This is a genomic window from Turicibacter sp. GALT-G1 (assembly GCF_025594995.1).
GTDB classification, from domain to species: domain Bacteria; phylum Bacillota_I; class Bacilli_A; order MOL361; family Turicibacteraceae; genus Turicibacter; species Turicibacter bilis.
On sequence record NZ_JAMQUS010000027.1, the window covers coordinates 55847 to 80846 of the forward strand.

The following is a 25000-nucleotide window of genomic DNA, read 5'->3' on the forward strand; positions in this document are numbered from 1 at the left end:
TACAATTTTGTATCTATCTTAATTCATTAACCGCTCTGATATTAAAGCAGACTATAGTCCAGATAAAAGTTTTTACACTATAAAAAACTCATCTGGACTTATATACAGAAATGTTTTCTACATTCACTGTTGCAAACTAAATGTTTAAAGCTCATGCCATTCAAGGCATCCTATAATCTCAGTGGGTCCCTGCCATTCGAAGCATTAATCCTCAACTGCTAGGCCCTAAAAATTTTGTGATACATAAAATTTACTGAGACTTATCTATCTCATTTTTAATTTTACTAATGATAAATACAATCTGTTTTATTATAGCAATTTTATAGCCTAAATTAAACAAACATTCGTTTGTTATCAGCCATTTTTTGAGAATATTATCATAAAACAGACATATTTATTAGTCTAGCAAAAATAAAGTAAGCTTATGCAATTTTTGCACTTTACTTTTTCTTCATCAAAATACTACAAAAAAACTTAATTTACTTCTTAACATAAAAAACTCGCAGATTAATATAACACATTAATCTACGAGTTTTAGTTATATACGCAGTTATATCAATTAGATACGGAAGCTTGATTTTAATGAAACAATACGATTAAATGATAACTTACCATCTTTTGTACGCTTTGGATCAACATTAAAGTATCCGTGACGGAAGAATTGGAATTTGTCATGTGCTTGAACATCTTTCATATTTTCTTCTACGAATCCTTGAACAACTTCTTCAGAGTTTTTATTGATACGCTCTAAGAATGGTAATCCTTCAGTTTCTTCATTTTCAATTAATAACGGTTCATATAAATGGAAATCAGCTGGAATATTATGTGTTGCATCTACCCAGTGAATCGTTCCTTTTACTTTACGTCCTGTAAATCCTGATCCTGATTTCGTTTCTGGATCATATGTTGCATGAATTTCAACGATATTTCCTTCTTCATCTTTAATGACATCAGTACATTTAATGAAGTAAGCATGTTTTAAACGAACTTCGTTTCCAGGGAATAAGCGGAAGTATTTCGGAACTGGATTTTCCATGAAATCTTCTTGCTCAATATAGATTTCACGAGAGAACGGGATTTGACGAGTTCCCATTTCTGGCACTTCTGGATTGATTTCAGCATCTAAATATTCAACTTGTCCTTCTGGATAGTTAGTAATAACAACTTTTAATGGACGTAAAACAGCCATTGTACGAGGAGCTTTTAATTTTAAATCTTCACGAATGAAGTGTTCTAACATTTGTGGATCAACTGTACTTACAGCTTTTGATAATCCAACTTCTTGGATAAAGTTTGTAATTGCTTCTGGTGTATAACCACGACGGCGTAATCCCGCTACCGTTGGCATACGTGGGTCATCCCATCCATCAACAACACCTTCATCCACTAATTGTTTTAAATAACGTTTCGACATGATTGTATTCTTCATGTTTAAGCGAGCGAATTCAATTTGGCGAGGTTTTGCTTCTGTTTCACAGTTTTCAATTACCCAATCATATAGTGGACGGTGATCTTCGTACTCTAATGAACATAATGAGTGAGTAATTCCTTCAAATGCATCTTCTAATGGATGAGCATAGTCGTACATTGGATAGATACACCATTTATCACCTGTATTATGGTGAGTTGTATGTAAAATACGATATAATGCAGGGTCACGTAAGTTCATATTAGGAGAAGCCATATCGATTTTAGCACGTAATACTTTTTCTCCATCTTTGTAAACACCTTTACGCATGTTTTCGAATAACTCTAAGTTTTCTTCAACAGAGCGATTACGATAAGGTGATTCAACACCAGGTTGAGTTAATGTCCCGCGGTTTTCACGCATTTCCTCAGGTGTTTGATCATCAACATATGCCTTACCTTTTTTGATTAATTCAACAGCATGCTCATACATTTTCTCGAATGTATCAGATGCGAATAATAATTCGTTATATTCAACACCTAACCATTTAATATCATTGATAATCCCTTGAACAAATTCTTCATCTTCCTTAACGGGATTCGTATCGTCAAAGCGAAGGTTCATTTTTCCACCGAACTCTTTAGCTAATAAATAGTTTGTTAAAATGGCTTTCGCGTGACCAATATGTAAATAACCATTTGGTTCTGGAGGGAAGCGTGTAATAATTTCTTTGTGCTTACCACTCTCTAAGTCTTCTTTCATAATCGTCTTAATGAAGTTTGAATTTTCATTGACCATTTCCATAAAAAACACCTCGCTAAAATTCAAAACTAATGCAAATATTGCGCCTTTAATATATAAAAATCTATTTTTAGATTATATCACAAGTCTAGAATACATAGTAACATTATTCCACTATTTCCAGTGAAAAATTCGTCATTTGACCAAATCTTGAGAATAAGTCTTTAGCTAATTCCACATCCTGTAATAAACCATCCGTCCCATTAAATGATGTAATGAATAATAAAATAGTTTTCGTCTCTTCTGTAATACGAGTTCGAGGTGTATCGGATGTCGGTGTTCCAAATGGACCTACTTCGTCACAATACACTGGGATATTTTCAATATTAATATTTCCACGACCAATTCCTTCATAAGGTTCATCCTGGCCAATACGAATCAAAATATCTCCTTGAATCTTATCTTCATCTAATACAGCCACACTACGTTGCGTTCGAGCTGATAAAACATTTCCAATATCCACAGCATTATTAACAAAGTAAAGCCCATTACCTTTAATTAAACGACGAAGTAAAGCTTCTGTTGATAGACGATAACGTGACGGATCCTTCCCTAATGCTTTATATCCGGCACGAGCTGCCGCAATACGTGGTTGTTTTAACAGCGTCTCTAGCGTTAATTGTTCCATCATCTCTTTTTCTAGCTGTTCCATCTCTTGTTTTAATGACTCCTGTGTTGGTGTCACTTCTGTATCAAAAGACATGATGGCTAAACAGTAACCAGGAACTTTCTCCTTTAATTGTTTATCAAGTGTAATCTTCTTCATAAAAAACCTCCGATAATGTAACTTTAATTACCATTATACAATTTAAAAAAGATAGTTTAAAACTATCTTTTTATTCTTTTTTAAAAGATTCAGCTTCTCGATCCTGTTCTTCCTTCTTCAACAGTGCGTAAGCAATAGCCAATTCTTTTAATTTATTTTCTCTCTCTTTATCAATACAGTATTGATGAACATAAATCATCATGCCAAAAGAAATGATAATTAGAACGCTTAAGTTCACGACATCTACTAATAAATAATTCATTCGCTCAAAATAATATTGATTCGAAGATAAAACATAATAAACAATCAAACATAGTCCATACCACTTCAGCCAAGAAAATAGATGCTCTGGTGAAATCTGAGTGATACGTAGTTGATTAATAAAAAATAATAAGAGAATGGATATCGATAGCAATAAGAATAAATTAACAACCACTTTGATCACCTCAGACAACTAACAGTTACTAATAGCATTGACCATTTTTTGAGTTTTTATTCTTTCACTATAAAGTGTTCTAAATCTTCTATCGTTAAAGCTTTTGAATGGTAAAGATATAGCCTATCCTCATAAAACTCGACGTTTATTAGAGCTTAAAGTCAGTGTATAAAATATTAAAATTAACCAAGATTATCCCCATCAAACTAATCCTATTTTCTTTATTCATGTATAATTCCTTCGACTCAAAATGTTCATTTCATTATAACAGATCGTTTGTAAGGCTTATACAAAACCTGCTTCTACTATTTAATCTTTAAACGAATTTGATCGATCCGCTCTCCATCATCACTTAAAATCGAAATCACAACCTCTCCTTCAGCAATTCCTTGAACCGTACCACCTTGTGTAACTGTTGCCACCCCTTCATCACTACTTAACCACAAAACATTCTGATGACTTGCATCTAATGGCAAAAGTTCATAATCTAATGTAACAGATTCCCCTACCTTCAATGACCTCACTTCTGTTTTAATCTTTAGCTTTTCAACTGGAATCACGACTCTGACATCAAAATCAATCTCACTATTTTTGGATGATAAAATTCGAGTAATTCCCGATGAATTAGCAATAAGCTTATCTTGTTTAATGACTGCTATCGACTCATCCGTGCTTTCAAATTCGAGTGTGGATAACTCTAATTGAGATCCCCCTAATAATTGAGTCAATTCTACTTCATCTCCTACCGAAAGAGTGACATACGTGATCACCTCGTTCGGGCGATTAGATGTCTCTTCATTTAATAACATAAAATCATCTCTTGAAACATAAGCCTCACTCGTCTCAAAATTATACGTTATATCAGATTCTATCACTTCTTGTTCTGAAATTGGCATATCACTTTGAATTTTGAGCTGATCCTCCATTTGAGCTAACACTAAAACAGGATAGTTACGAATGCCCGTACTTTGTTGTTGATTTGAAGTTAAATAAGCAAGATTCCCCTCTGAATCCAAATGAACAGGAATCACTTGATTATTCTGTTTAATCGCAAGTTGATAATAATTATAATCCTTACCACCTAATGCTTTATCCATACGATAGTAATGCCCCGCAATTTTTTCACCCCAGTAAGGGTCAGAGGCATATTTAACATTCATCCCGCTTCCTTTATTCCCAACGTGTGGACCATAGTATCTAAAATCCGAAACAGCATCAGTATATCCCCAAGATACATAGCGTTCTGCATGATAGAATACACCGTTGCGGATACTCGTAAACTGTGTGGCATTCCCATATGGATTTTGATCCGTCGCATTCATCCCAAACGTATTATTCTTCTCAATCGCAATCTTACTTCGACCATAACCACTTTCATGTAAAGCCATTGAAAACTCTAATCCCCCATTAATCCCAAATAATTCTTGGGCTTCTAAAAAGCTTTCTCCCTCATCTACTAACTGACTCTCACCTTCAGTTGGTGGATAAGTAACAGCCTTTTGTGTATAACCTAACTGATTTAAATAAGTATTCAACTCATCATACGTATAATTTGTTTTTGAACGATACGGGAGGTATTGAAAATAATTATAGAAGGGTTCACTACTATTTATTGCTCCTACCCCATCAACTGAAATCGATTGCCAATCATCATAAAAATAAATCCCATCATAACTATAATAACTTTTTCCTTCTTCCATCCACTGCGGTGCTTTACCGATAATCAAAGGTGTCTTTGCTAAAGCATCTCGAACATCTTGTGCTAAATAATGAATGAGATCTTCACCTTCTTTGGTATAGTACGAAATATTTTGAACTTGATTACTCGGAATAATACTGACCCATGTTTCAGTACTTGCCGAAGCATCATACACCGCATGACGATCAACCCAACCATCATAACCTGACATATAAATTTTAAATGCATCTTCTGTTTCATCAACTAATAATGCCTCATCAATATAACAGGCATTAATATACGTATCTAGTGTTTCAGAATTCGTTAAATTATGATTAGCTCCACAAGTCGTCGTTTTAAATTGAACAATAGTTGGGTCCATCGAAATCACAATCATGCCATCATTCAAAACGACTAAAACTCCATCATCAAACGTCAAGCCTTGAACCTTAGACTTTAATTCCTTTGCTTCTTCAAACGTTTGTAAACAAGCAACATGTTCATAACTTCCATCAGACTTTGACATCACTACTTCATAATAATAAGGATCACAATAGGCACTAACAATCTTTGTACGTGTAGTTTCTGTTGTATTACTCATATTTGTATTAATACTGTAGTAATAATACGGGTTAAATAAATCAGACAAAGATTGAATCGAAAATAACTGATCAACGACTTGTATATAATTAACTAATCCACTGGGATTATAAGATCGAAGTTTTTCCAAAGTACTCTCTACCGTGGAAAAATCCTGATAATCACCTGAACCTAAATCATCATCTGCTAATATCTTTATTTGTGCCGATAATAAGCACAACAAACACACTACTAATATACATAATCTCTTCATCCTTCTAGCTCCTATATAAAAAATTACATGAAACTCATTAAAAATCTGATTTCTTAGTATGTCTCCTAACATAAGATTCATACTTCGTTATACAAAAAAGCTCTAGCAATCAAAAGGAAAATATTGTATAATACTTAAAATCTTAATGATGGAGGTGTGATATGAAACGAGAACATTTAAAGAAAGGATTATTTCTCTTGATTGGACTGATGACAATCTATTGTTTTATGAAGTTAATCTATAGCCTATCCGATCAAACCGGTCGAGAGTCTGGCTCCCTCTCAAATAGTTTATATTTATTCCTCAGTCAATTTGAATTCTTAAATAACTTTTTACGTCAATGGGATCAATTTGTTATTAAAGTACTTTATAAATTAAACTTAGAAGAACTTTATCCTTTTATCTTCTCTACCTATAGTAATTGGAGCTTTATCATTCGTAAATGGGCACATTTTGGGATTTATATGATACTTGGGATACTTTCAATGGGGGTCTTTACTTACGCCTTTAACTTCTATAAAGCCTTCTTAATTACATTTTATTGTGGATCGTTCTTTGCCTTTACTGATGAAATCCATCAACTCTTTGTCGAGGGAAGAACAGGACAGATTAATGATTTTGAAATTGATGTTTTAGGCCTAGTGACCGGCATGACCTTCTGTCTTTTTATCTTTGTGATTGTAAATTTGATCCAATTTATTAATAAACATCTCAGTAACAATAACTCAAAACAGCAATATTCTAAAGAGAAACCAATTATTGAACGAACCCCCTTTACATTAGACGATTAACAAACCAAACTAATAATATTAACCCTTCTAATGATATAAAAATACCCCCATAATAGAATTTAAAGTGATTCTTTATCAGAGATAGAATCACTTTTTTCATCTACTATAGAGGTGCTATCCATTTCATTTAACACCAGCTGTTCTTTCTAATTATAAGAATAGCTGATGTCTACATTTTTAAAGATAGAATTTGTACTCGTCGTTGTAAACTTCTAATATTAACACTTTTTAAAATCCCACCATCTTCACCATCTAATGTCCACTTAACATCTTGCTCACTCTCAACAGTCATACGATCCGTCTTAAATGTCACTACATATTCTGGATCATATTGAGTATTTAAAAAGTCATTTAAGATTCGATGAATATCAATCAGATTTTTCGGAGCACGAATTAACGTCACTTCAAATAAACCATCACTTAAATCAGCCTGATTTCCAAATGCATTTTTTATACCTGCGACAGAATCTGAGTTAGAAATCATTCCAAAAATATAATCCCCTTCAATCACACCATCACGGTGAGTAATCTTACACTTATACGATTGAATGGTAGGTAACTTTAATAATCCCTCAATTAAGTAGGCTAATCCGCCTAACATATTTTTTCGTGGTTGTGGCGTCTCATAAGCGACATCAGTAAAGGCTCCAAACGCAGCAACATAAGTAAAATATCGACTACCAAACTGTCCAATATCAATTGGCATCTGTTTCCCTTGAATACATAAATCTAACGCTTTAGGGATATTTTTAGGAATTCCAAGTGTGGTAGCAAAATCATTGGTCGTTCCAGTTGGAATGTACGCAATTGGTGTATTCGCATTTGCTTGGATTAACCCTGTGATGACTTCATTTAAGGTTCCATCGCCTCCACTTGCAACGACTAAATCATAATTTCTAGCCTCTTTCATTTTCTCCACTGCATCATATTTAGCTTTAGTGGGATACACGACCACCTCATATCCAGCTAAGCTCAATTGGCTAATAATCAGTAATAAATAGTCCTTTATTATCCCACGTCCTGAAGTTGGATTAATAATAAGTAATAACTTCTTACGCACAGAGGCACTTCCTTTCAAAAATTTAAACTTTAATTTTACATTATATTATATCACCTATTGTCAAAAAAAATGTCGTTTATGATTGTAGAGATTCTAAGTACACAAATAAAAGCCTGATTCAAAAATTAGAACCAGGCTTTTATTTTATTAAAATTGTGATTTTAAAGCTTCAACTTTATCTAAACGTTCCCATGGTAAATCAACATCTGTACGTCCAAAGTGTCCGTAAGCAGCTGTTTGTTTATAAATCGGCTTACGTAAATCTAACATTTGGATGATTCCTGCTGGACGTAAGTCGAAGTTTTGACGAATAACTTCTACAATCTTGGCATTTGATACTTTTCCTGTTCCAAATGTATCAACCATGATTGAAGTTGGCTGAGCAACACCGATGGCATATGATAATTGAATTTCAATTTTATCAGCATATCCCGCTGCAACTAAGTTTTTAGCAACATAACGAGCTGCATAAGCTGCTGAACGGTCTACTTTAGTTGCATCTTTTCCAGAGAATGCTCCACCACCATGACGTGCATATCCTCCGTATGTATCAACGATAATTTTACGTCCTGTTAATCCAGCATCTCCGTGTGGTCCACCAATGACAAAGCGTCCTGTTGGATTAACTAAGTAGCGAGTATTTTCTGTTACTAAGTTTTGTGGTAACACTGCATCAAAGACATGTTTTTTAATATCTGCTTCGATTTGTTCGTGACTTACTTCTGGTGAATGTTGTGTTGAAAGTAAAACAGTATCGATTGCAACTGGTTTTCCTGCCTCATCATATTCAACTGTTACCTGTGTTTTACCATCTGGACGTAAGTAATCTAAGGTTCCATTTTTACGAACTTCAGTTAAACGACGAGATAATTTATGTGCTAATGAGATTGGTAAAGGCATATATTCTTCAGTTTCATTTGTGGCGAAACCAAACATTAATCCTTGATCCCCTGCACCAATTGCTTCAATTTGCTCATCAGTCATAATTCCTGTACGAGCTTCTAATGCTTGATCAACCCCCATTGCAATATCTACAGATTGTTCATCAATAGCTGTTAACACAGCACAAGTATCTGCATCAAACCCATATTTCGCACGGTTATATCCAATTTCACGAATTGTTTCACGAACAACCTTTTGGATATCAACATATGAAGAAGTAGTAATTTCTCCAAATACTAAGACTAATCCTGTTGTCACAGACGTTTCACAAGCAACGCGTGCCATAGGATCTTTTGCTAAGATAGCATCTAAAATTGAATCTGAGATTTGATCTGCAATCTTATCTGGATGCCCTTCTGTTACAGATTCTGATGTAAATAATCGACGTTCTGACATACTAATGTCCTCCTTCTAATTACACTAAGAAATACTCTATATTATTAAGTTCCTGACGAGAGATAATAGCTCGGGCCGGTTAATATTTAAAAATCATTAACAAAATCAATCATTCATACCTATAATGGACAATTTAAGAAAAATAATCCACCTTTTCTAAGTAATTCTTTTTTCTTTAACAAACTAGTACATATAATCTATCGCTGGCCGCTCAGATCATGAGCATACTAGCGGATAACATGGAAAGAACAACTTATAGTTTCACCTACGGTGTACAGTTTATCTAACTTTTACTCTGTTTAAAGAGATAAGCTTACATATAGCTCATCTAATGCGGTAAAACCACAAAGGCTGGTCGGATTCACTACTGCTCATCACTCCTTAGCACTTGAGTGGATAACCCCGAAGTTGTCCCTTTAGGCTAACAAAAAAAGTCCGCTATAAGCGGACTTGAATGACTGATTCAAACCCTCTTATTGCTCGAGTTAAACTCGCTTGGGTCGGCACCTTCCTATTCAAGGAGGTTGCCGCGACTTCATAGGCCCCTATGCCTCCATCGCTCTTAATAAGAGTATATTATTATATTTATTTTTAATTTCATTATTCATTATAAGAAAAAACTCGTAACTTGTCAATTATTAACGGTTATTCTTTAAAATCTAATTCAACATTTGAAATCGAATCAAAGCGAGTTCCAATTTTTTCAGTCGTAATATGAATCTCTTTGACATCTTTTGAAACTGTATCAATGTGTTTACTTAATTTATCCCAACGTTCCTTATATCGCTTAAATTCATCTCCTAATTTATTTAACTCTTGTTGAATGACTAAAGCATGACGATCGCGTTCAAGATTATTTATAATGACTTGAATCGTTGTTAAAGTCGACATTAAAGTTGTTGGAGAAACTAACCAAACTCGTCTTTGTTGAGCATATTCAATTAAATCAATATGGTAAGCATTAATCTCTGCAAAAATGGCCTCTGCTGGCAAAAATAAAATCGCCTGATCCGATGTTTCCTCCGGTGTAATATACTTCATGGCAATATCATCAATATGCTTTTTCACATCTTGTTTAAACTGCTTGGTGGCAATTTTACGTTCTACATCAGGTAAGTTACGATCCATCATTCGCTGATAGTTTTCCAATGGGAATTTCGAATCAATCGGTAAATTTCCTAATGGGGCTGGTGCAAATAAAATCGCATCAACCATCGTTCCATTTGAAACCTTATATTGAGTCTGATACAAACGGTCATTTTTCTCTCCAAATACTGAAGCCAAAATTTGATACAACTGAACCTCCCCATATGTTCCACGGCTTTTCTTATCTGTTAACAACGTCTGCAATGAAACAATATCTGTTGATAAACTTTCAATCTTCTTTTGCGCCTCATCTATCTTCGCTAATCGAACTAAAATACTCTGAAACGTCTCATTTGTTTTATTAAACGACTGATCTAAACGCTCATTCACCTTATCATTAATACGCATCAAATTCACTTCCATGCGCTCATTTAACTTTTCAAAATCACGCTGTAGCTGTTCCGTCACCACCGTACTATGTTGAAGTAACTGTCCACGAATCGTACGCTCAAATTGGCCATAACGATCGAGCACTCGCTCATTATTTTGTCCAACGGTATCTAACATTTGAAAATTAGTTTGTTGCAACCTTTTTTCCATTCGCTGTTGTTCATCAATCATCTGTTTAATTTGCTGTTCAAGTAATGAATGTTGGCGTCTTCCACTACTTGGATTCTGCCTGATTAGTACTAATAACACTAAAACAATTAACATGATTAATAATAAATATACACCTATCATACCATCCCCTCTTTCAACACTTCTTTATTTTACCATAAATGAACAAAAAAAGAGGCTTGAAGATTTAATCTTCAAGCCCTTCTAAATTATTCAGTTTCCGTTTCTGATGAATCCATAACTTCAATTTTAACGCGTTTAATACGGCGATCTTCCACTTCAATAATGGTGAAAACTAAATTATGATATTGATACATATCACCGATATCCGGGATATCTTCAATTTTTGAGTACATCCAACTTCCTAATGAATAAGCATCTTCCGGAATATCTAAATCAATACCCATAATATCAAATAATTCATCTAATTCGATGTCTGCTTTTACTTCATATAACGTATCACTTTTCTTAGTAAAGAACTGTTCTTCCTCATCATGCTCATCATAAATTTCACCAACAACTTCTTCAAGAACGTCTTCCATTGTGACAAGTCCAGCAGTTCCACCATATTCATCTGCAACAATCGCTAAATGTTGCTTTTCTAATTGTAGACGAGTTAATAAGTCAGAAACACGCATTGTATATGAAACATACATCGGATCACGCATAATATCTGCAATCACGATATCTTCAGTCGATCCTCTTTCAATAATAGCAGAGAATAAATCACGCTCATATAAAATTCCTACAATATTATCTCGTGATTCATCATAAACAGGGATACGCGAATACTTTTCTTCTAAAAAGACATTTTTAATATGTTCAGTAGAATCGTGAACGTCTACAGCAATGACATCAACTCGAGGTGTCATAATATCCTTAACAAAAGTTTCACTTAAATCTAGGACACTTTGAAGCATCTCAACCTCATCTTGCTGTAATACCCCCTCTTCTTCCATTGTATCAATGATTACGTTTAATTCATCCTCAGTGACTGATGGTTCATCATCTTTTTTACGATATAACTTAGCAACAAAGTCTTTTAAAACCATAAAGATCTTAATTAAAGGCTTCATAATAATAATCATATAATAATAAATTGTCCCGATAGCTAAGGCTAAAGACTCTGAATTTTCTTTGGCATATGATTTAGGTAAGATTTCACCAAAGATAATAATAAGTATAGTCATAACAGCTGTGGCAATTGGGGCACCAGATGCACCTAAGTGTAAAACCTCCGTTGCTACAATGGTTGCCAGTGACGCTGATGCTAAGTTAACAATATTATTTCCAATTAAGATAGCTAATAAAACTTCATCAAATCGCTCGGCTACATTCAGCGCTTTTTTAGCACCTGGACGACCATCTTCCGCATATTGACGTAAACGAATTAAGTTTACGCTCGAAAAAGCAGTCTCAGAAGCACTAAAGAATGCTGATAAAATAATCATGATAACAAGTATTAAATAATACATGGACGGGTCCAAAACAATTCACACTCCTATAATTTACTATTTTTGTATGTAGATTAATATATCAAGTTCATAGTTATTTGTCAATAAGTCGACTGGGTTTATACAATTTCACTACAAAAACAACGATAAAAAAATAAACCTCTAACCGAGTATACTTTATAGTATACTAATCGCTAGAGGTTTCATGCTTTTAATTAATAAAAATCTAATGGATTTGGTGCATAACTTGGTTGGCTACCTGTATTCGTACGAATCTCGAAATGTAAATGAGGTCCCGTTGAATTTCCGGTATTTCCAGCTTCTCCAATTGTTTGACCGCCTTGAACCGTATCACCTGCTGATACACTTAAAGAGTTTAAATGTGCATATCGTGTGTAATATCCATTTTTATGGTTAATTAAAATATTATAACCATATGCACCACTATATCCGGCACTTACAACAACTCCATTGTCAGCTGCATAAACTGGTTGTCCAATATAAGCTTGAATATCGATGGCATAATGACCACTATAACATAAATATCCACATGTGACACTACGATTTGTTGTTGGCCAAACCCAACTTCCATTTCCAACACCTGAGACAACTTTTGTTCCACGCACAACAACCTTGTTCACAGGTTCTGATAATTGTTTTTCTTCAACAACTTCTAATGAAGCTTGTGAGCCATTTTCATAAACAATTTTTGTACGTTTTAAAGACTCACCATTTTGACCTTCTTGTTGAATCTTCGTTTGTCCTTTGACCATCGTATCATCATCAATATACTCTGTTTCATAAGCAATTGTTGAAATATCTACTTTTTCTTTTTCTGTTTCAACAGTAATCATTGGATTTAATGGCGTGACATCTAACTCCATTCCTAATAGCTCTGACCACTTTAAATCTTTAACCTGAGGATTTAATAAAATCAACTCTTCTTCAGTCATTCCATGGTCATTAGCGATGTACCACAATGATGAATCTTCATCAAAAATGACAGTTTCTTTTGGTTTAGCTTCACCGTATAATACCATGCGACGTGTCTCTTCTGGTGTTAAAATTTCATCTGGATTAGCATAAGCTGTATCAACTTTAACTGCTTCTACCACTTTAGCCCCAATATATTGAGATCCTGATTCCATTAAAGGTTCAATTGGATTTTCAATATCCATAATCTTCTGTATATCCTCTTCACCTGTATAATAAGCCATTAATTCTAATAATGTATTAGAAACAACATTAGCATCTTGTACAGCAAAGGTTGATTCATCAATTGAAATCTTATAAGCCGATGCTTGGAAATTTGCTTTCTTAGCTACCGTTTTTAAAACAGCTTGATTATCAATTGTTGTAAGTGGTAATAAAGTTACCTCTTCTTCTAGACGAACATTTGTCGGTGATTTAATAACCACTTGTTCAGGATATTGCTTCGATAACTCTTTTTTCTGTTGAACTACAAATTCTTCATATTGTTCTTTATCTGTGATAAGTCCTACCACTTCATCATCTATATATACTCGATAAACAACATTCTGTGTTGCTAATGACGATGCCTCTGCTACTTTTTGATGATTCCCTGTTAACATCATCGTAGCGATTAATACTCCTACAATTTTTTTCTTCATATCATTACGACCTCCATGCTTTATTACTAGTTGTAATAAAGTAGCTTTCTAGTCTTGGTGACTGTTTAGAATCTATAAATTTGTTTTACTTTATATCATTCTCTCTGTTCTTACTTTAATTGTTCCATATAATTATGTCCAAAATGTGTCCTAAAAGAGAATTTGTTCCCAAAATAAGCATAAATGAATGATTTTATCAGATTTTATACCTTTTTTCCATAAAAATGTTCCGAATTCTTCATATTTTTTATTTTACTTTTTGTATCCGCTTCCAATTGTTGTTTTTTGACTCATTGCAAAAAAAGGCACCGCTTCAACAAAAACGGTGCCTTTTAGTCATTATTTTTTTAATTCAAAGATTACTGTTTCATAAGGTCGTAATTTAAGAGATGAAAGATTATAATCTGTTGCATCATAATTTGACAGAATCACTTGATTCACTTCTCCTTCAATAGCTCTTGTTACCTCTTCTTCACTGAAGTTTGCCACTAATAATAATTTATAGTTCTCATCTTCACGAATATAAGCAAAAATTTGCTCATCATCTGGTAGTAATAACTTATATTCTCCATAAATAATCGTATCACTATATTCACTATTTTTTCGTAAATCAATTAATTTCTTATAATGATAGAAAATAGAATCTTTATTATCTAATGCATTAGATACATTAATTGATTCATAGTTTGGATTAACTTGTAGCCAAGGTTGACCTGTTGTAAATCCGGCATGTTCTGATCCATCCCATTGCATTGGTGTACGCGCATTATCACGGCCATTTTTCCAAATAGCATCCATCATCTGCTCATGTGTATAACCTTTTTTCAAATTATCTCGATAAAATTGTAATGTCTCAATATCGTTATATTGATCAAGTGATTCGAAATGAACATTCGTCATCCCAATTTCTTCACCTTGATAAATATAAGGCGTTCCTTGCATTAAATGTAAGATTGAGGCAAACATTTTAGCGGTTTCCACACGATATTCTTTATCATTTCCCCAACGAGAAACAATACGTGGTAAATCGTGATTATTCCAAAACAATGAATTCCAACCTTCACCATTCAACGATGTTTGCCATTTACTCATAATTTCTTTAAATTTGATAAAATCAAATGTTGTTGGACGCCATTTTCCTTCTTGTGGATCCCAGTCAATAGAGGCATGTTCAAATTGGAAAACCATCGATAACTCATGACGTTTTGGATCAGAGTATAATTTGGCAATTTCAGGGGTTGCTCCCCATGTTTCACCAACAGTTAATACATCATAATTTCCAAAAGACTTATGATTCATCTCTTGTAAAAATGGATGAAGTTGTGGACCATTTCCTGTAATCTTACGATCAACCTCTTTTCCAATTAAATCGATTACATCCATACGGAAGCCACCAATGCCCTTTTCAAGCCAAAAATTCATCATTTGATGAACTTCTTCTCGTACTTTTGGATTTTCCCAGTTTAAATCTGGTTGACGTTTACTAAATAAATGGAAATAATACTGACCTGTTGTCTCATCATATTCCCAGGCTGGCCCTGAGAACGTTGAGCCTAAATCGTTTGGTACTCCACCATCTTCTGCAGGATCACGCCAAATATAATAATCACGATATGGATTATCTTTTGATTTTTTTGCCTCTAAAAACCAAGGATGTTCATCACTTGTATGATTAACAACTAAATCCATCACCAAGCGAATCCCACGAGCATTTGCTTCTTCAATTAATTCATCCATATCTGCCATCGTTCCGAACTCCGGTGCGATATCTTGATAATCAGAAATATCGTACCCATTATCATCCATCGGTGATTTATAAACGGGGGATAGCCAAATCACATCAATCCCAAGCTCTTTTAAATAATCTAATTTTTCAATAATTCCTCTTAAATCTCCTACACCATTTCCACTCGTATCTTTAAAACTTCTTGGATAAATCTGATACACGACTGAACGATGCCACCATTTTTTCTCCATAAATATATCCCCCTTTTCATAACACTAATTAAAGCGCTTCAAGTCATACTCTTATTATATCTACCCTTACCTAGAAACACAATGAACAACTTCCTAAAACCGATTACCTATTTAAATAAAAAAAGCAGGAATATTTAATCCTACTCTTTATTGAATGACACTTTCTAATTCATCATTAATACAACCAACAGCCTCATCCATAATGGATTGAATCCGATCAGGCATCATTAAAAATTGTTGTGCAGCTTGCTGAAATGGTAAATAAACATAACTAAATTCAACTTGATTCGGAAGAGGCACTGAACGGTGTAATTGTTTTTTTATCACCGTATAATAAGCATCCTGTGAAATCAAATTCTCATAATCTACAGGGGCAATTGCACGATTCATTTCATAACGAGCTGCTGCAACCTCATCAGTTAACAAGAATTTTAAGTACTCAATAGCTAACTCTTTATCTTGACTCAAACGTGTCACTTGATACGTATCAATCCTCATATAAGTATACGGCAAAATTTCCTCGACAAAGTTCGGAATCGCTTGATATCCTAAATTGGGATAAACCGTCTCTAAAGACGGAATTAAAGATGCCGGTGCAATCATTAAATCAGTTATATGATTAATAAATGACTGATATACATCAAACTCATCATTGTAAAGAAGTTTCTTATCAAGCAAATGAAGCATAGCGGTTAGCCCTTGTATCGATTCTTCCTTGTTTAGTCCAATATCATAAAAATTCGTATCACCAAAATTATCAATCCCAACCGTGTATCCTCCAAATCCAGTAATAAATGGATTAACATGATAAATACTCTGATAATCAATCGCTAAAGATACATCGGTATAATCATTTAATTGAGCAAAGGAGCTAATACCATCTTCAAATATTTCTTTATTATAAAATAGAATATCTGTTTGAGCATTATATGGAATCCCATAGTACTCACCTTTTACCTTAAATCCTGATTTAACAGTGGGTAGTATATTGAATGTTTCAAACACTTCACTAATTGGACTAATGGCATTCATCGCAACTAAATCCGAAATCAATGTGTGGGAAGCTGTAATAATATCAGGGGATTCAGATGAAGTAATATACAAAGGAAGTGTAGAGAGAACTTGTTCAGATGTGACAATTTTCATCTGTACATCTACATCGTACATTGATTCAAATCTTGGATTCAAATCTTTTAACACTTCGTATTCTTCACTGCTCACCCATACATGTAACACTTTTTCTGAACCTAATGTCAATTCATTTACATGGCGATATAAACCGATAGATACTAAGATAAATAAAATAACATATATAATCTTTTTCATCTGATTCCCCTTCGATTTTTATTAGTCTCTATATAAAATTTGATAAATAATTTACATCAACTACGAAAAAGTTCAAGAATTTAAACGTTAGACATATAAGCTATCTGTAGCAATAATAACTTTATGCTATGTGAAAACTTTACTATTTCTTATATCATTCATTATATCAAAAAAAGAGGAGGTAAACACCTCCTCCCTAAATTACATCATAATTTGTTTTATTCTGACACCACTGGTGATAATTTCAGGTTTTTTAAAATCTTTTGAAGTGCGACTAATAAGCGCGGTGCAATCATTTCATATATACCTAAAACAAGTAATCCTTTAATTGCATTGAATGGGAGATAAACAAATGCAATCGCCGCTCCATATCCTAAATCAAATGGTAATCCTGGAATAAATGATTCTAGCGTTGCCCAACCAATTACATCTGTAAACCATAATCCACCGAAGTAAATTGGTGTAATAAATAAGTAGTTACAAAGTGTTAAAATAGAAGAAAATCCAGTAATCACTAATAAAAAACGTAATGATTTGTTTACGACTGTAGTTCCAGAAAGATATTTTTTTACAAGTACGTATAAACAAGCCATTGTTGTTGAGGCAATGAATGCTGTAATGGATCCAATATGCATAGGTGTTGCACTCATTCCTAACATAATATTTACAATTGATTTAGCAGCCGCGACAATAATAGCCGGAACTAACCCAAATACCTCAACTGTTAATAAAACAATTAACTCACTTAAATCAAATTTTAAAAATGGAACGGGTGGATAAGGGATTTCAATTAACATTAAAATAGCCCCTAACGCAATAAAAACTCCTAATAAAACAAGACTTTTTGTGTTACTTAATAAATTTTTAGAGTTATTCATATACTCTCCTCCTAAATTAAGATATTTTTGTAAATAAAAACTTTTTGTGAAATGCAAAAAGATCTCACGTTAATAAATCTTCGTGAGATATATCTAAAAAAGAGTATATCAAAAACGAATCTTCTCCCATCCAGACTATAACTGTCGGCTCTGGAATTTAACCAGATCAACCATACGGCTTGCGGGCTATACCGCCGGTAGGGACTTACACCCTGCCTCGAAGATTTATTAAATGAATTCAATTTACAGTGTCATTTTAGCTCTTAGTCATATATTTGTCAACTCTGATATTGATTTTTTTCTTATTATTACCATTTTCGACGTGAGTGAATCATGACCTTGTAATTTTGAGGATTTGCATAAGTCTCAACAAATTCAAGCACTTGGCCATTCATTAAAATAGACGTTAACTCTAAATAAATGAGTGGATCATGCAATGGCAGTTCTAATAATTCCGATACCTGTTCATCTGCTTTGATAGCCGAAACCATCTGAGAACCAGAAGCAATTTTAACATTCAATTCTTGATCCAGAAACGCATAAATTGAACTATGAATCACTGACTCTGGTAATTCTTTCACAACCGATAATGGAATATAAGTATGCTCAAGCGTCATTGGTCTATCATCTGCCATTCGCAGCCTTAATAAACTATGAACACGATCATTCACTTTAATTTCTAGATGCTTAGCTATCCGTTCGTCAGCTTCAATAATTTCATAATTCACAACCTTTGTATGAGGCCGCATCCCTTTACTACTAATTTCTGAAGTGAATCCAACTAACTCTGCAACCGGTTCATGTAGCTTATCATCAGCTACAAAAGTTCCAACCTTATCCTTACGATATAATTTACCTTCTCTTATTAGTGCTTCAATAGCTTTTCTAGCTGTCATTCGAGATACTTCATATTTAATAGCTAAATCTCGTTCTGATTGAATCATTGCATTAGGAACTAGCTGTTTAATATCGTCTTCAATTAATTGCTTAACTTTCAAATAGATTGGTTGTGACATTAAAAATTCTCCTTCTATCGAATTGAAAAGAGGCCCTAAAGAGCCCCTCTCTTATTATTCATCTTCTAACTCTTCACAAATACGTTCATAAACAGTTGAAATATCATCGTAGCTAAATCCCTTTCGCATTAGCGACTGAACCACTTTTGTCTTTTTCTCATATCCCATAAGACGGTGATGCTTACGATAAAGTTTTTCAATTTCCTTAACCAAAATTGGGTTCTCTTCCTCACTATCTTCTACAAGTTTAATATTTTCAATTGCCTTGTCAATGACAGATCGATTAAATCCTTTGGTCATTAAATGTTGACAAATCTTTTGTTTAATAAAGTGAGGCCCGTATTTTGTATTCATACGAACAACCTGATTAGCAAGTTTTGTTGCATGCTCAATCTGTATTTCTTCTTCATAAACTGGCATGTATTGATTAATCAAACGATCAGAAATTCCTTTTTGTAACAATTCTTGTTTGACTTTATTAGGACCTTTCTTTCCCATAATCACCTGATGATTAATATAAGAACTGGTATATTGTTCATCATTCAATAATCCCACATCAATTAAACGTTTTAAAACTTCTTGGATAATTTCAATCTCATACTCTTTAGCCTCTAGTTTCTCATAAATTTGTGCTGTCGTATAAGATTTTCGAGATAATAAATTTAGAGCATATTGATAAGCACGCCCTAAATCTAGCTTTCCATTTAGTTCTGTAATTTGACATTCATCTAATTCTTTACCTTCAACCAGACGGAACTTTAAAACTAATTCCTCATGAACAGGCAATAAAACAACATGTTGATTCGGTGTTTGAATCGCTACTTCATAATCTTGAGCTTTTAAGTGTGTTAATTTTAACACTTTATAACTACTGCTTGTAATATTCATCACTATCTTTTAACACATCCTCAACAATTGTTTTTGCAGAATATTCACGAGATAATTGCTTAATATTATTTTTCATCTCATCAAGAAGTCCTTCTTCATTTAAAATAATTAACACATGATAAATCAATTCTGACTCACTTGAAACAATGACTGCTGCATTTTTATCTGAGAAGTATTTAGCATTTTCAAGTTCTTGTCCATATACTGGATTGTATAAAATAACTGGAACACCTTTAACCGCTGCCTCCGTTAATGAAATCCCACCTGGTTTTGTCACCATTAAGTCTGCAATTTCCAATAACTCATGCATTTCCGTACAATATCCTAGCACCTTTAAATTATGATAATCTTTTGACAATTGGACTATTTGGTCATATAACTTCGTGTTATTCCCACATACCACTACGACTTGAATTTCAGGTTGTGAAGCTAAACGTTCGGCAATATCATCTACATGTGAGACAACACCATGTGCTCCAGCAGCTACTAACACTGTTCGTTTAGCTGGATCTAAATCATATTTTCTGTATAGCTCTTGACGATTTAACTCTTTATAAAATTTCCCGTGAATCGGAATTCCTGTTAACATAAATTGATTTTGAGTAAGCCCATTTGCGACTCCCCAAGCAACCATACGATTATTAGCTACATAATGACGACGAGCCCCTTTATATAGCCATAATCCACTCGCATAATAATCTGTAATCACCGTATAAATAGGAATTTTAAATCCCTTTTCCTCTAACGTATATAAAGAAGTCACTGGAAAGACACTAATAATTGCATCTGGTTCAAACGAACGAATCTTATTACGTAATGAACGAATTCCAAATTCTAAGTATGGTTTTAATATCTTAGCTTGGAATGAATCATGAACTGCATAGCTTGATCCGTAATAAAGCATACGATAAACATCTTTTCCAATCGGTTTATAAGTTTTTAAATATGCTTTTTGTAAAGTTTTAGATAGAGTCGGAAATTCTTCAGAGTATAAATCATATTCCTCAACAACCACATTATTATGCTTTAAAAATTCCTCCGTTAATGAACTAGAGACTTGTAAGTGTCCGCTACCAAAAGGAGCAGTTAATATTAATACTTTCTTTGGATTTTCCATTATTTCCTCTCCTTTTTAATGAGTTTCTACTAATATAAAATGTTAAAAATCTAAACAATATGATAACATAAAATACATTTTGTATCCATTATTATTCAGAGACACTTTTAAAAAATTCTGTGACTTATATACCATCAGTTTCACCAAATTCCATTCAACTTATTTTTATTTTGCTCCCCCAAAAAGTGTATATTCTATCTATAATGTATAAAAAGTAGTCACCGTTTACATGAAAAAATTTTACGAATACTACGTTAGCTTGTATTTATGATGTTTTAACATTTTAATTTTAGACAACTTAATATAAATGATTTATCACCTTTTATACAGAAACAGAAGTATATTTTACAATTTCTAATCAGTCTTAGTTCATTAACTGCTAGAGGATGGGTTGCCTCCGCTACGGAGTGAGTTAATGAACTCGTAACTTTCCTCGACTACTAGAGCTTGAGTAACCTACCATTTTCAAACAAAATTTATTTACCGTTGGTAGGCCCCTCAAAGTTTTTACGTTGTGAAAAACTTCGAAAGGACTTACATAAAGTAAAAAGAGTGGATTAACCACTCTTTTTACTTTTGATATTTAATACCTAGATATTCGACAGTTGCCTTAACAACTGCTTCTCCCCATGCTTGCCAATTTTCAATCCATTCTTTATAATCTTTTGAATTATCTAAATAAGCATACTCAATTAAAATTGTTTCTGCACCATAGTTCGGAATCATTGTGTAATTCTCATTATAGTCTAATAGTGCTGAAGACTGTGAAAGACGACCACCTGTCTCACGAATGATATATAAAAAATCCATATAGTCACTAGCACAACCATATTCAATTTCATAAGTTGTTCCTGTACATAAATAATACTTCTTATACGATCCCTCTGATACTCTAAACTCATTTTTTTCAGCATCACGAGGATTTTGTCCAGCATTTGTTAAACTAGTTGCAATTCTTGAAGCCCAATCATTATCGGCAACAACTGAACTATAAATCTCAAATCCTTCTAACGACTTATCAAAAGAGTTTAAATGATTCGATAACATATATTTTGTTTGATAACGATAAACTTGTTCCACACGACCTTCATCAAAGAAGGGAGATTTCCCATAATCAAAATTTCCTGAACCGGCTGGATCTAAATCATCGGTACGCGTTAATTTGACCTTTAATCCATGATCCTCTAAACGCTTTGCAAGATACTTCGATAACTTGAGCGCTTCCTCTGCCTCCGTTAAATCACCCGCCACTGTTCCACCGTCTAAACCACCATGTCCTGGATCAATCAAAATATCGTAAACATTCTCAGGTAACTCATCTACTTTCTCAACTTTAAGCGATAACTGACCATTTTTCGGTTGAAGTGTCACTTGATTAGCATTTTTATTTCTCGTAACGGTATACCACGTTTCACTTAAAGAATCAGTCACATACACCGGTAGATTATTAATTTTGATGATATATTGATCCTCCGGTAAATGGGATAACTCAATCCCTTGATTTCCTTGAGATGAATAAGGCTCATCCACAACAACACGTCCTGAGGAATTAACGAGTTGATACGTTGAAATCTCCTCTTTTAAATCTAATTTTAAATGAAGTGATTCCGCATAAAAATCATGGTCGGCATAATTATAATGTTCTAAATTATTGTTAATCAAAATCAAATCCTGTTTCTCAAATACCAAATTAAATGGTTCAACATTTACTTGATTCACTTGAAGATCTGTATCTTTAACTGACGTTGACAAAAGAAGTTTATTAACGATAGTATCCATCTTTATTGAAACCGTTGGACTATCCTTGAACTTCTCCATTGGAATTGAGACCTCAAGAATAACGGAATCCTGATTTTGACTGATGATTTCTGTTCTTCCTTGCGAACTGATTTGATTAACTAAATCAACGGCCTCATACATTATTGATTTTGTATTAAATTCTATGTTCGAATTTTTTTGAATTTCATGTTCAAGTGATAAGATATCATTTTCAATCTTTAAATTAGAGACCGATTGTTCTAACGTATCATTATCTGAAAATGTATTAATAACCTTTTTGACTGTATTTGAAAAAACTAGCCCCTTCTTCTTCGCTTTAAATGTTACCTCATAAGCTTCATTTGGTTCAGTTAATTCAACCTCAAACTTATTTGAACCCGATTCTAACACATATTTCTTATCATTTACTGTAATTTGAATATCTTTATACTTATCGGCAGCTAAGGATTCCCATGTTAATGATAATTTATACATGCTCTCTCCCTCAACCGGATTTAAATCATCCGTCAGTCCGATATTTACTTCTACTTTATCTGTCAGTAATACTTTAATTCCAAAACCAATCCCAAAAAGAATAGTCAAGCAACTAAGAACAAAGATGGTAAATCGTATCTTATTAATTCTGATTCTTTTTCTACGCTGATTTGGACGATAACTATATCCTTTATTATTTTTTTTCATTGCCATCTCTCTTTCAACTAAGCATTTCTTAATCTATCGTTTAAGATGCCTCATTTCAATAGATTATCAACTTGAATTCTCTCCATTTTCAAGTCTTCTATATAGAAGCAGATCCATCATTGACATGACTTACATCCAAGTTAATGCCTTAAAACATGATGGACACAGACTATCTATAGAAGCTATAATCATCTAAACTCAATAGATATAAATTCTGACAGTATTTTATCATAAATAGTTAGCTTAGTTATCATTTTACAAACTTTTTCTAAAATTTTGTATACGGGCAATTCCTTCTTTTAAAACTTCAAAATCACAACAATAAGACAAACGAACATATCCAGAATCCTGCGCTTCAAATGCAACACTCGGAACAACTGCTACTCGTTGTTCTTTTAATAATTCAATAGCGAACTCATATGAACTTAAGCCATAATTACTAGCATCTAGGTATAAATAAAAAGCACCTTCTGGTAAAACAACCTGTTTAAAATATGGTTTTAATTGTTCATATACATAATTACGATTACGCTCATAAAGAGAGCAAATGTTTTTGGTTAATTCCGGATGTTTCAAAGCTTCTAACGTCGCATACTGAGAAATCGTTGAAGCTGAAGCTACAAAGTTTTGATGAACAACTGCAACAATCTGAATGTATTCTTTTGGTCCTAATACGTAACCAATACGCCATCCAGTCATGGCGAATGATTTAGAAACTCCATTTAAAATAAACATACGATCTCTTAAATCCTGATAATCTGATAAAGAAGGACATTCAACTCCATCAAATACAATCTCACGATAAATTTCATCACTAATCACAAAAATAGGATGATCCTTAATACATTCATAAATAGCTTCATTATCTTCCTTAGAAAAAACTTTACCTGTTGGATTACAAGGTGAATTTACTAGAATCGCTTTTGTTTTTGGTGTAATCAGCTCACTTAATACATCTGATTTTACCTTCATCTCATTGGCAATCATATCATATAAAACAACTTTTCCTCCGTACATCTTAACATTACTGTTATACAGTGTGAATGATGGTGAGAAGATAATCACTTCGTCACCTTCTTCTAAAATTGTTTTAAGCACCGCACTGATTGGCTCCGATACCCCCGTTGTCACAACAATTTCACTTTTAGGATCGTAATCTTGATTGTAATGGGTTTGACAATACTCTGCGATAGCTTCTCTTAATTCTAAAACGCCGTATTGATGTGAATAACCGATTGGGCTTCTCATGATACGTTGATGTAATCCCTCATGAATTGTTTCATAAGTATGGTGTGATATATGGGGTTCCCCTAGCGTAAAGTCAATCACATTTTTATAACTATCAGCTAATACTTTCATTTCCCTAATAATTGATGGCTTAACTGTTGTTGCATGACTATTAATTTTAATCTTCATGT

18 protein-coding genes and 2 riboswitches are annotated in these 25000 nt (G+C 33.5%); of the genes, 1 reads left to right on the top strand and 17 read right to left on the bottom strand.

From position 1 onward, the window contains the following. Positions 1–559 precede the first annotated feature (559 nt). The 4 genes from NEH74_RS05630 to NEH74_RS05645 all read right to left on the bottom strand — a co-directional run bounded on the left by NEH74_RS05630 (position 560) and on the right by NEH74_RS05645 (position 5942). On the bottom strand, positions 560–2212 hold the full coding sequence (locus tag NEH74_RS05630; RefSeq protein WP_055241284.1) for a glutamine--tRNA ligase/YqeY domain fusion protein: 1653 nt from the start codon (positions 2210–2212) through the stop codon (positions 560–562). Between the two features lie 103 nt (positions 2213–2315). Beyond that, entirely contained in the window at positions 2316–2975 is a 660-nt protein-coding gene (locus NEH74_RS05635) for a B3/4 domain-containing protein (RefSeq protein WP_055275992.1), read from the bottom strand. 70 nt (positions 2976–3045) lie between these two features. Beyond that, the gene (locus NEH74_RS05640) at positions 3046–3411 is read right to left on the bottom strand and encodes a hypothetical protein (protein ID WP_055241288.1); all 366 of its coding nucleotides are present in this window, start codon (positions 3409–3411) and stop codon (positions 3046–3048) included. Between the two features lie 305 nt (positions 3412–3716). Further along, positions 3717–5942, bottom strand: a complete 2226-nt coding sequence (locus NEH74_RS05645; protein WP_055304816.1) for a glucosaminidase domain-containing protein — start codon at positions 5940–5942, stop codon at positions 3717–3719. A 161-nt stretch (positions 5943–6103) separates the two neighbouring features. Between NEH74_RS05645 and NEH74_RS05650 the strand changes: the two genes are divergently transcribed. Then, a complete protein-coding gene (locus NEH74_RS05650; RefSeq protein ID WP_055304814.1) occupies positions 6104–6733 on the top strand; it encodes a VanZ family protein in 630 nt (209 codons plus the stop codon). A gap of 169 nt (positions 6734–6902) precedes the next feature. On the opposite strand, the gene NEH74_RS05655 is transcribed toward NEH74_RS05650, so the two are convergent. The 13 genes from NEH74_RS05655 to NEH74_RS05715 form a co-directional block, all read right to left on the bottom strand. After that, the gene (locus tag NEH74_RS05655) at positions 6903–7793 is read right to left on the bottom strand and encodes a diacylglycerol/lipid kinase family protein (protein ID WP_070099775.1); all 891 of its coding nucleotides are present in this window, start codon (positions 7791–7793) and stop codon (positions 6903–6905) included. 147 nt (positions 7794–7940) lie between these two features. Next, complete coding sequence (metK, locus tag NEH74_RS05660; protein ID WP_055275982.1) at positions 7941–9131, bottom strand: methionine adenosyltransferase; 1191 nt, start codon at positions 9129–9131, stop codon at positions 7941–7943. A 470-nt stretch (positions 9132–9601) separates the two neighbouring features. Then, positions 9602–9703, bottom strand: a riboswitch (SAM riboswitch). 73 nt (positions 9704–9776) lie between these two features. Next, positions 9777–10958: a DNA recombination protein RmuC gene (locus NEH74_RS05665; RefSeq protein WP_055304812.1), complete on the bottom strand. Its 1182-nt coding sequence runs from the start codon at positions 10956–10958 to the stop codon at positions 9777–9779. An 86-nt stretch (positions 10959–11044) separates the two neighbouring features. Beyond that, on the bottom strand, positions 11045–12322 hold the full coding sequence (locus NEH74_RS05670) for a hemolysin family protein (RefSeq protein WP_055304810.1): 1278 nt from the start codon (positions 12320–12322) through the stop codon (positions 11045–11047). Positions 12323–12504: 182 nt separating this feature from the next. Then, positions 12505–13920 carry a M23 family metallopeptidase gene (locus tag NEH74_RS05675; protein WP_262941171.1) on the bottom strand — a complete coding sequence of 472 codons (1416 nt, stop codon included), beginning with the start codon at positions 13918–13920 and terminating at the stop codon, positions 12505–12507. Positions 13921–14259: 339 nt separating this feature from the next. Beyond that, complete coding sequence (locus NEH74_RS05680) at positions 14260–15897, bottom strand: glycoside hydrolase family 13 protein (RefSeq protein ID WP_055241302.1); 1638 nt, start codon at positions 15895–15897, stop codon at positions 14260–14262. A gap of 147 nt (positions 15898–16044) precedes the next feature. Continuing rightward, a complete protein-coding gene (locus NEH74_RS05685) occupies positions 16045–17223 on the bottom strand; it encodes an extracellular solute-binding protein (protein WP_055304808.1) in 1179 nt (392 codons plus the stop codon). Positions 17224–17441: 218 nt separating this feature from the next. Beyond that, positions 17442–18101 (bottom strand): ECF transporter S component, encoded by a 660-nt coding sequence (locus tag NEH74_RS05690; protein WP_055241307.1) that lies wholly within the window; start codon positions 18099–18101, stop codon positions 17442–17444. A 114-nt stretch (positions 18102–18215) separates the two neighbouring features. After that, positions 18216–18330, bottom strand: a riboswitch (FMN riboswitch). A gap of 79 nt (positions 18331–18409) precedes the next feature. Continuing rightward, the gene (locus tag NEH74_RS05695) at positions 18410–19117 is read right to left on the bottom strand and encodes a GntR family transcriptional regulator (RefSeq protein WP_055304806.1); all 708 of its coding nucleotides are present in this window, start codon (positions 19115–19117) and stop codon (positions 18410–18412) included. A 54-nt stretch (positions 19118–19171) separates the two neighbouring features. Next, positions 19172–20005 (bottom strand): RecX family transcriptional regulator, encoded by an 834-nt coding sequence (locus NEH74_RS05700; protein ID WP_238581266.1) that lies wholly within the window; start codon positions 20003–20005, stop codon positions 19172–19174. Further along, complete coding sequence (locus NEH74_RS05705; protein WP_055241311.1) at positions 19986–21122, bottom strand: MGDG synthase family glycosyltransferase; 1137 nt, start codon at positions 21120–21122, stop codon at positions 19986–19988. Before NEH74_RS05705 ends, NEH74_RS05700 begins: the two co-directional genes overlap by 20 nt. 570 nt (positions 21123–21692) lie before the next feature. Further along, positions 21693–23582, bottom strand: coding sequence for an N-acetylmuramoyl-L-alanine amidase (locus NEH74_RS05710; protein WP_262941172.1), 1890 nt, complete (start codon positions 23580–23582; stop codon positions 21693–21695). A gap of 255 nt (positions 23583–23837) precedes the next feature. Next, complete coding sequence (locus NEH74_RS05715; protein WP_055304802.1) at positions 23838–24998, bottom strand: pyridoxal phosphate-dependent aminotransferase; 1161 nt, start codon at positions 24996–24998, stop codon at positions 23838–23840. Positions 24999–25000: the final 2 nt, after the last annotated feature.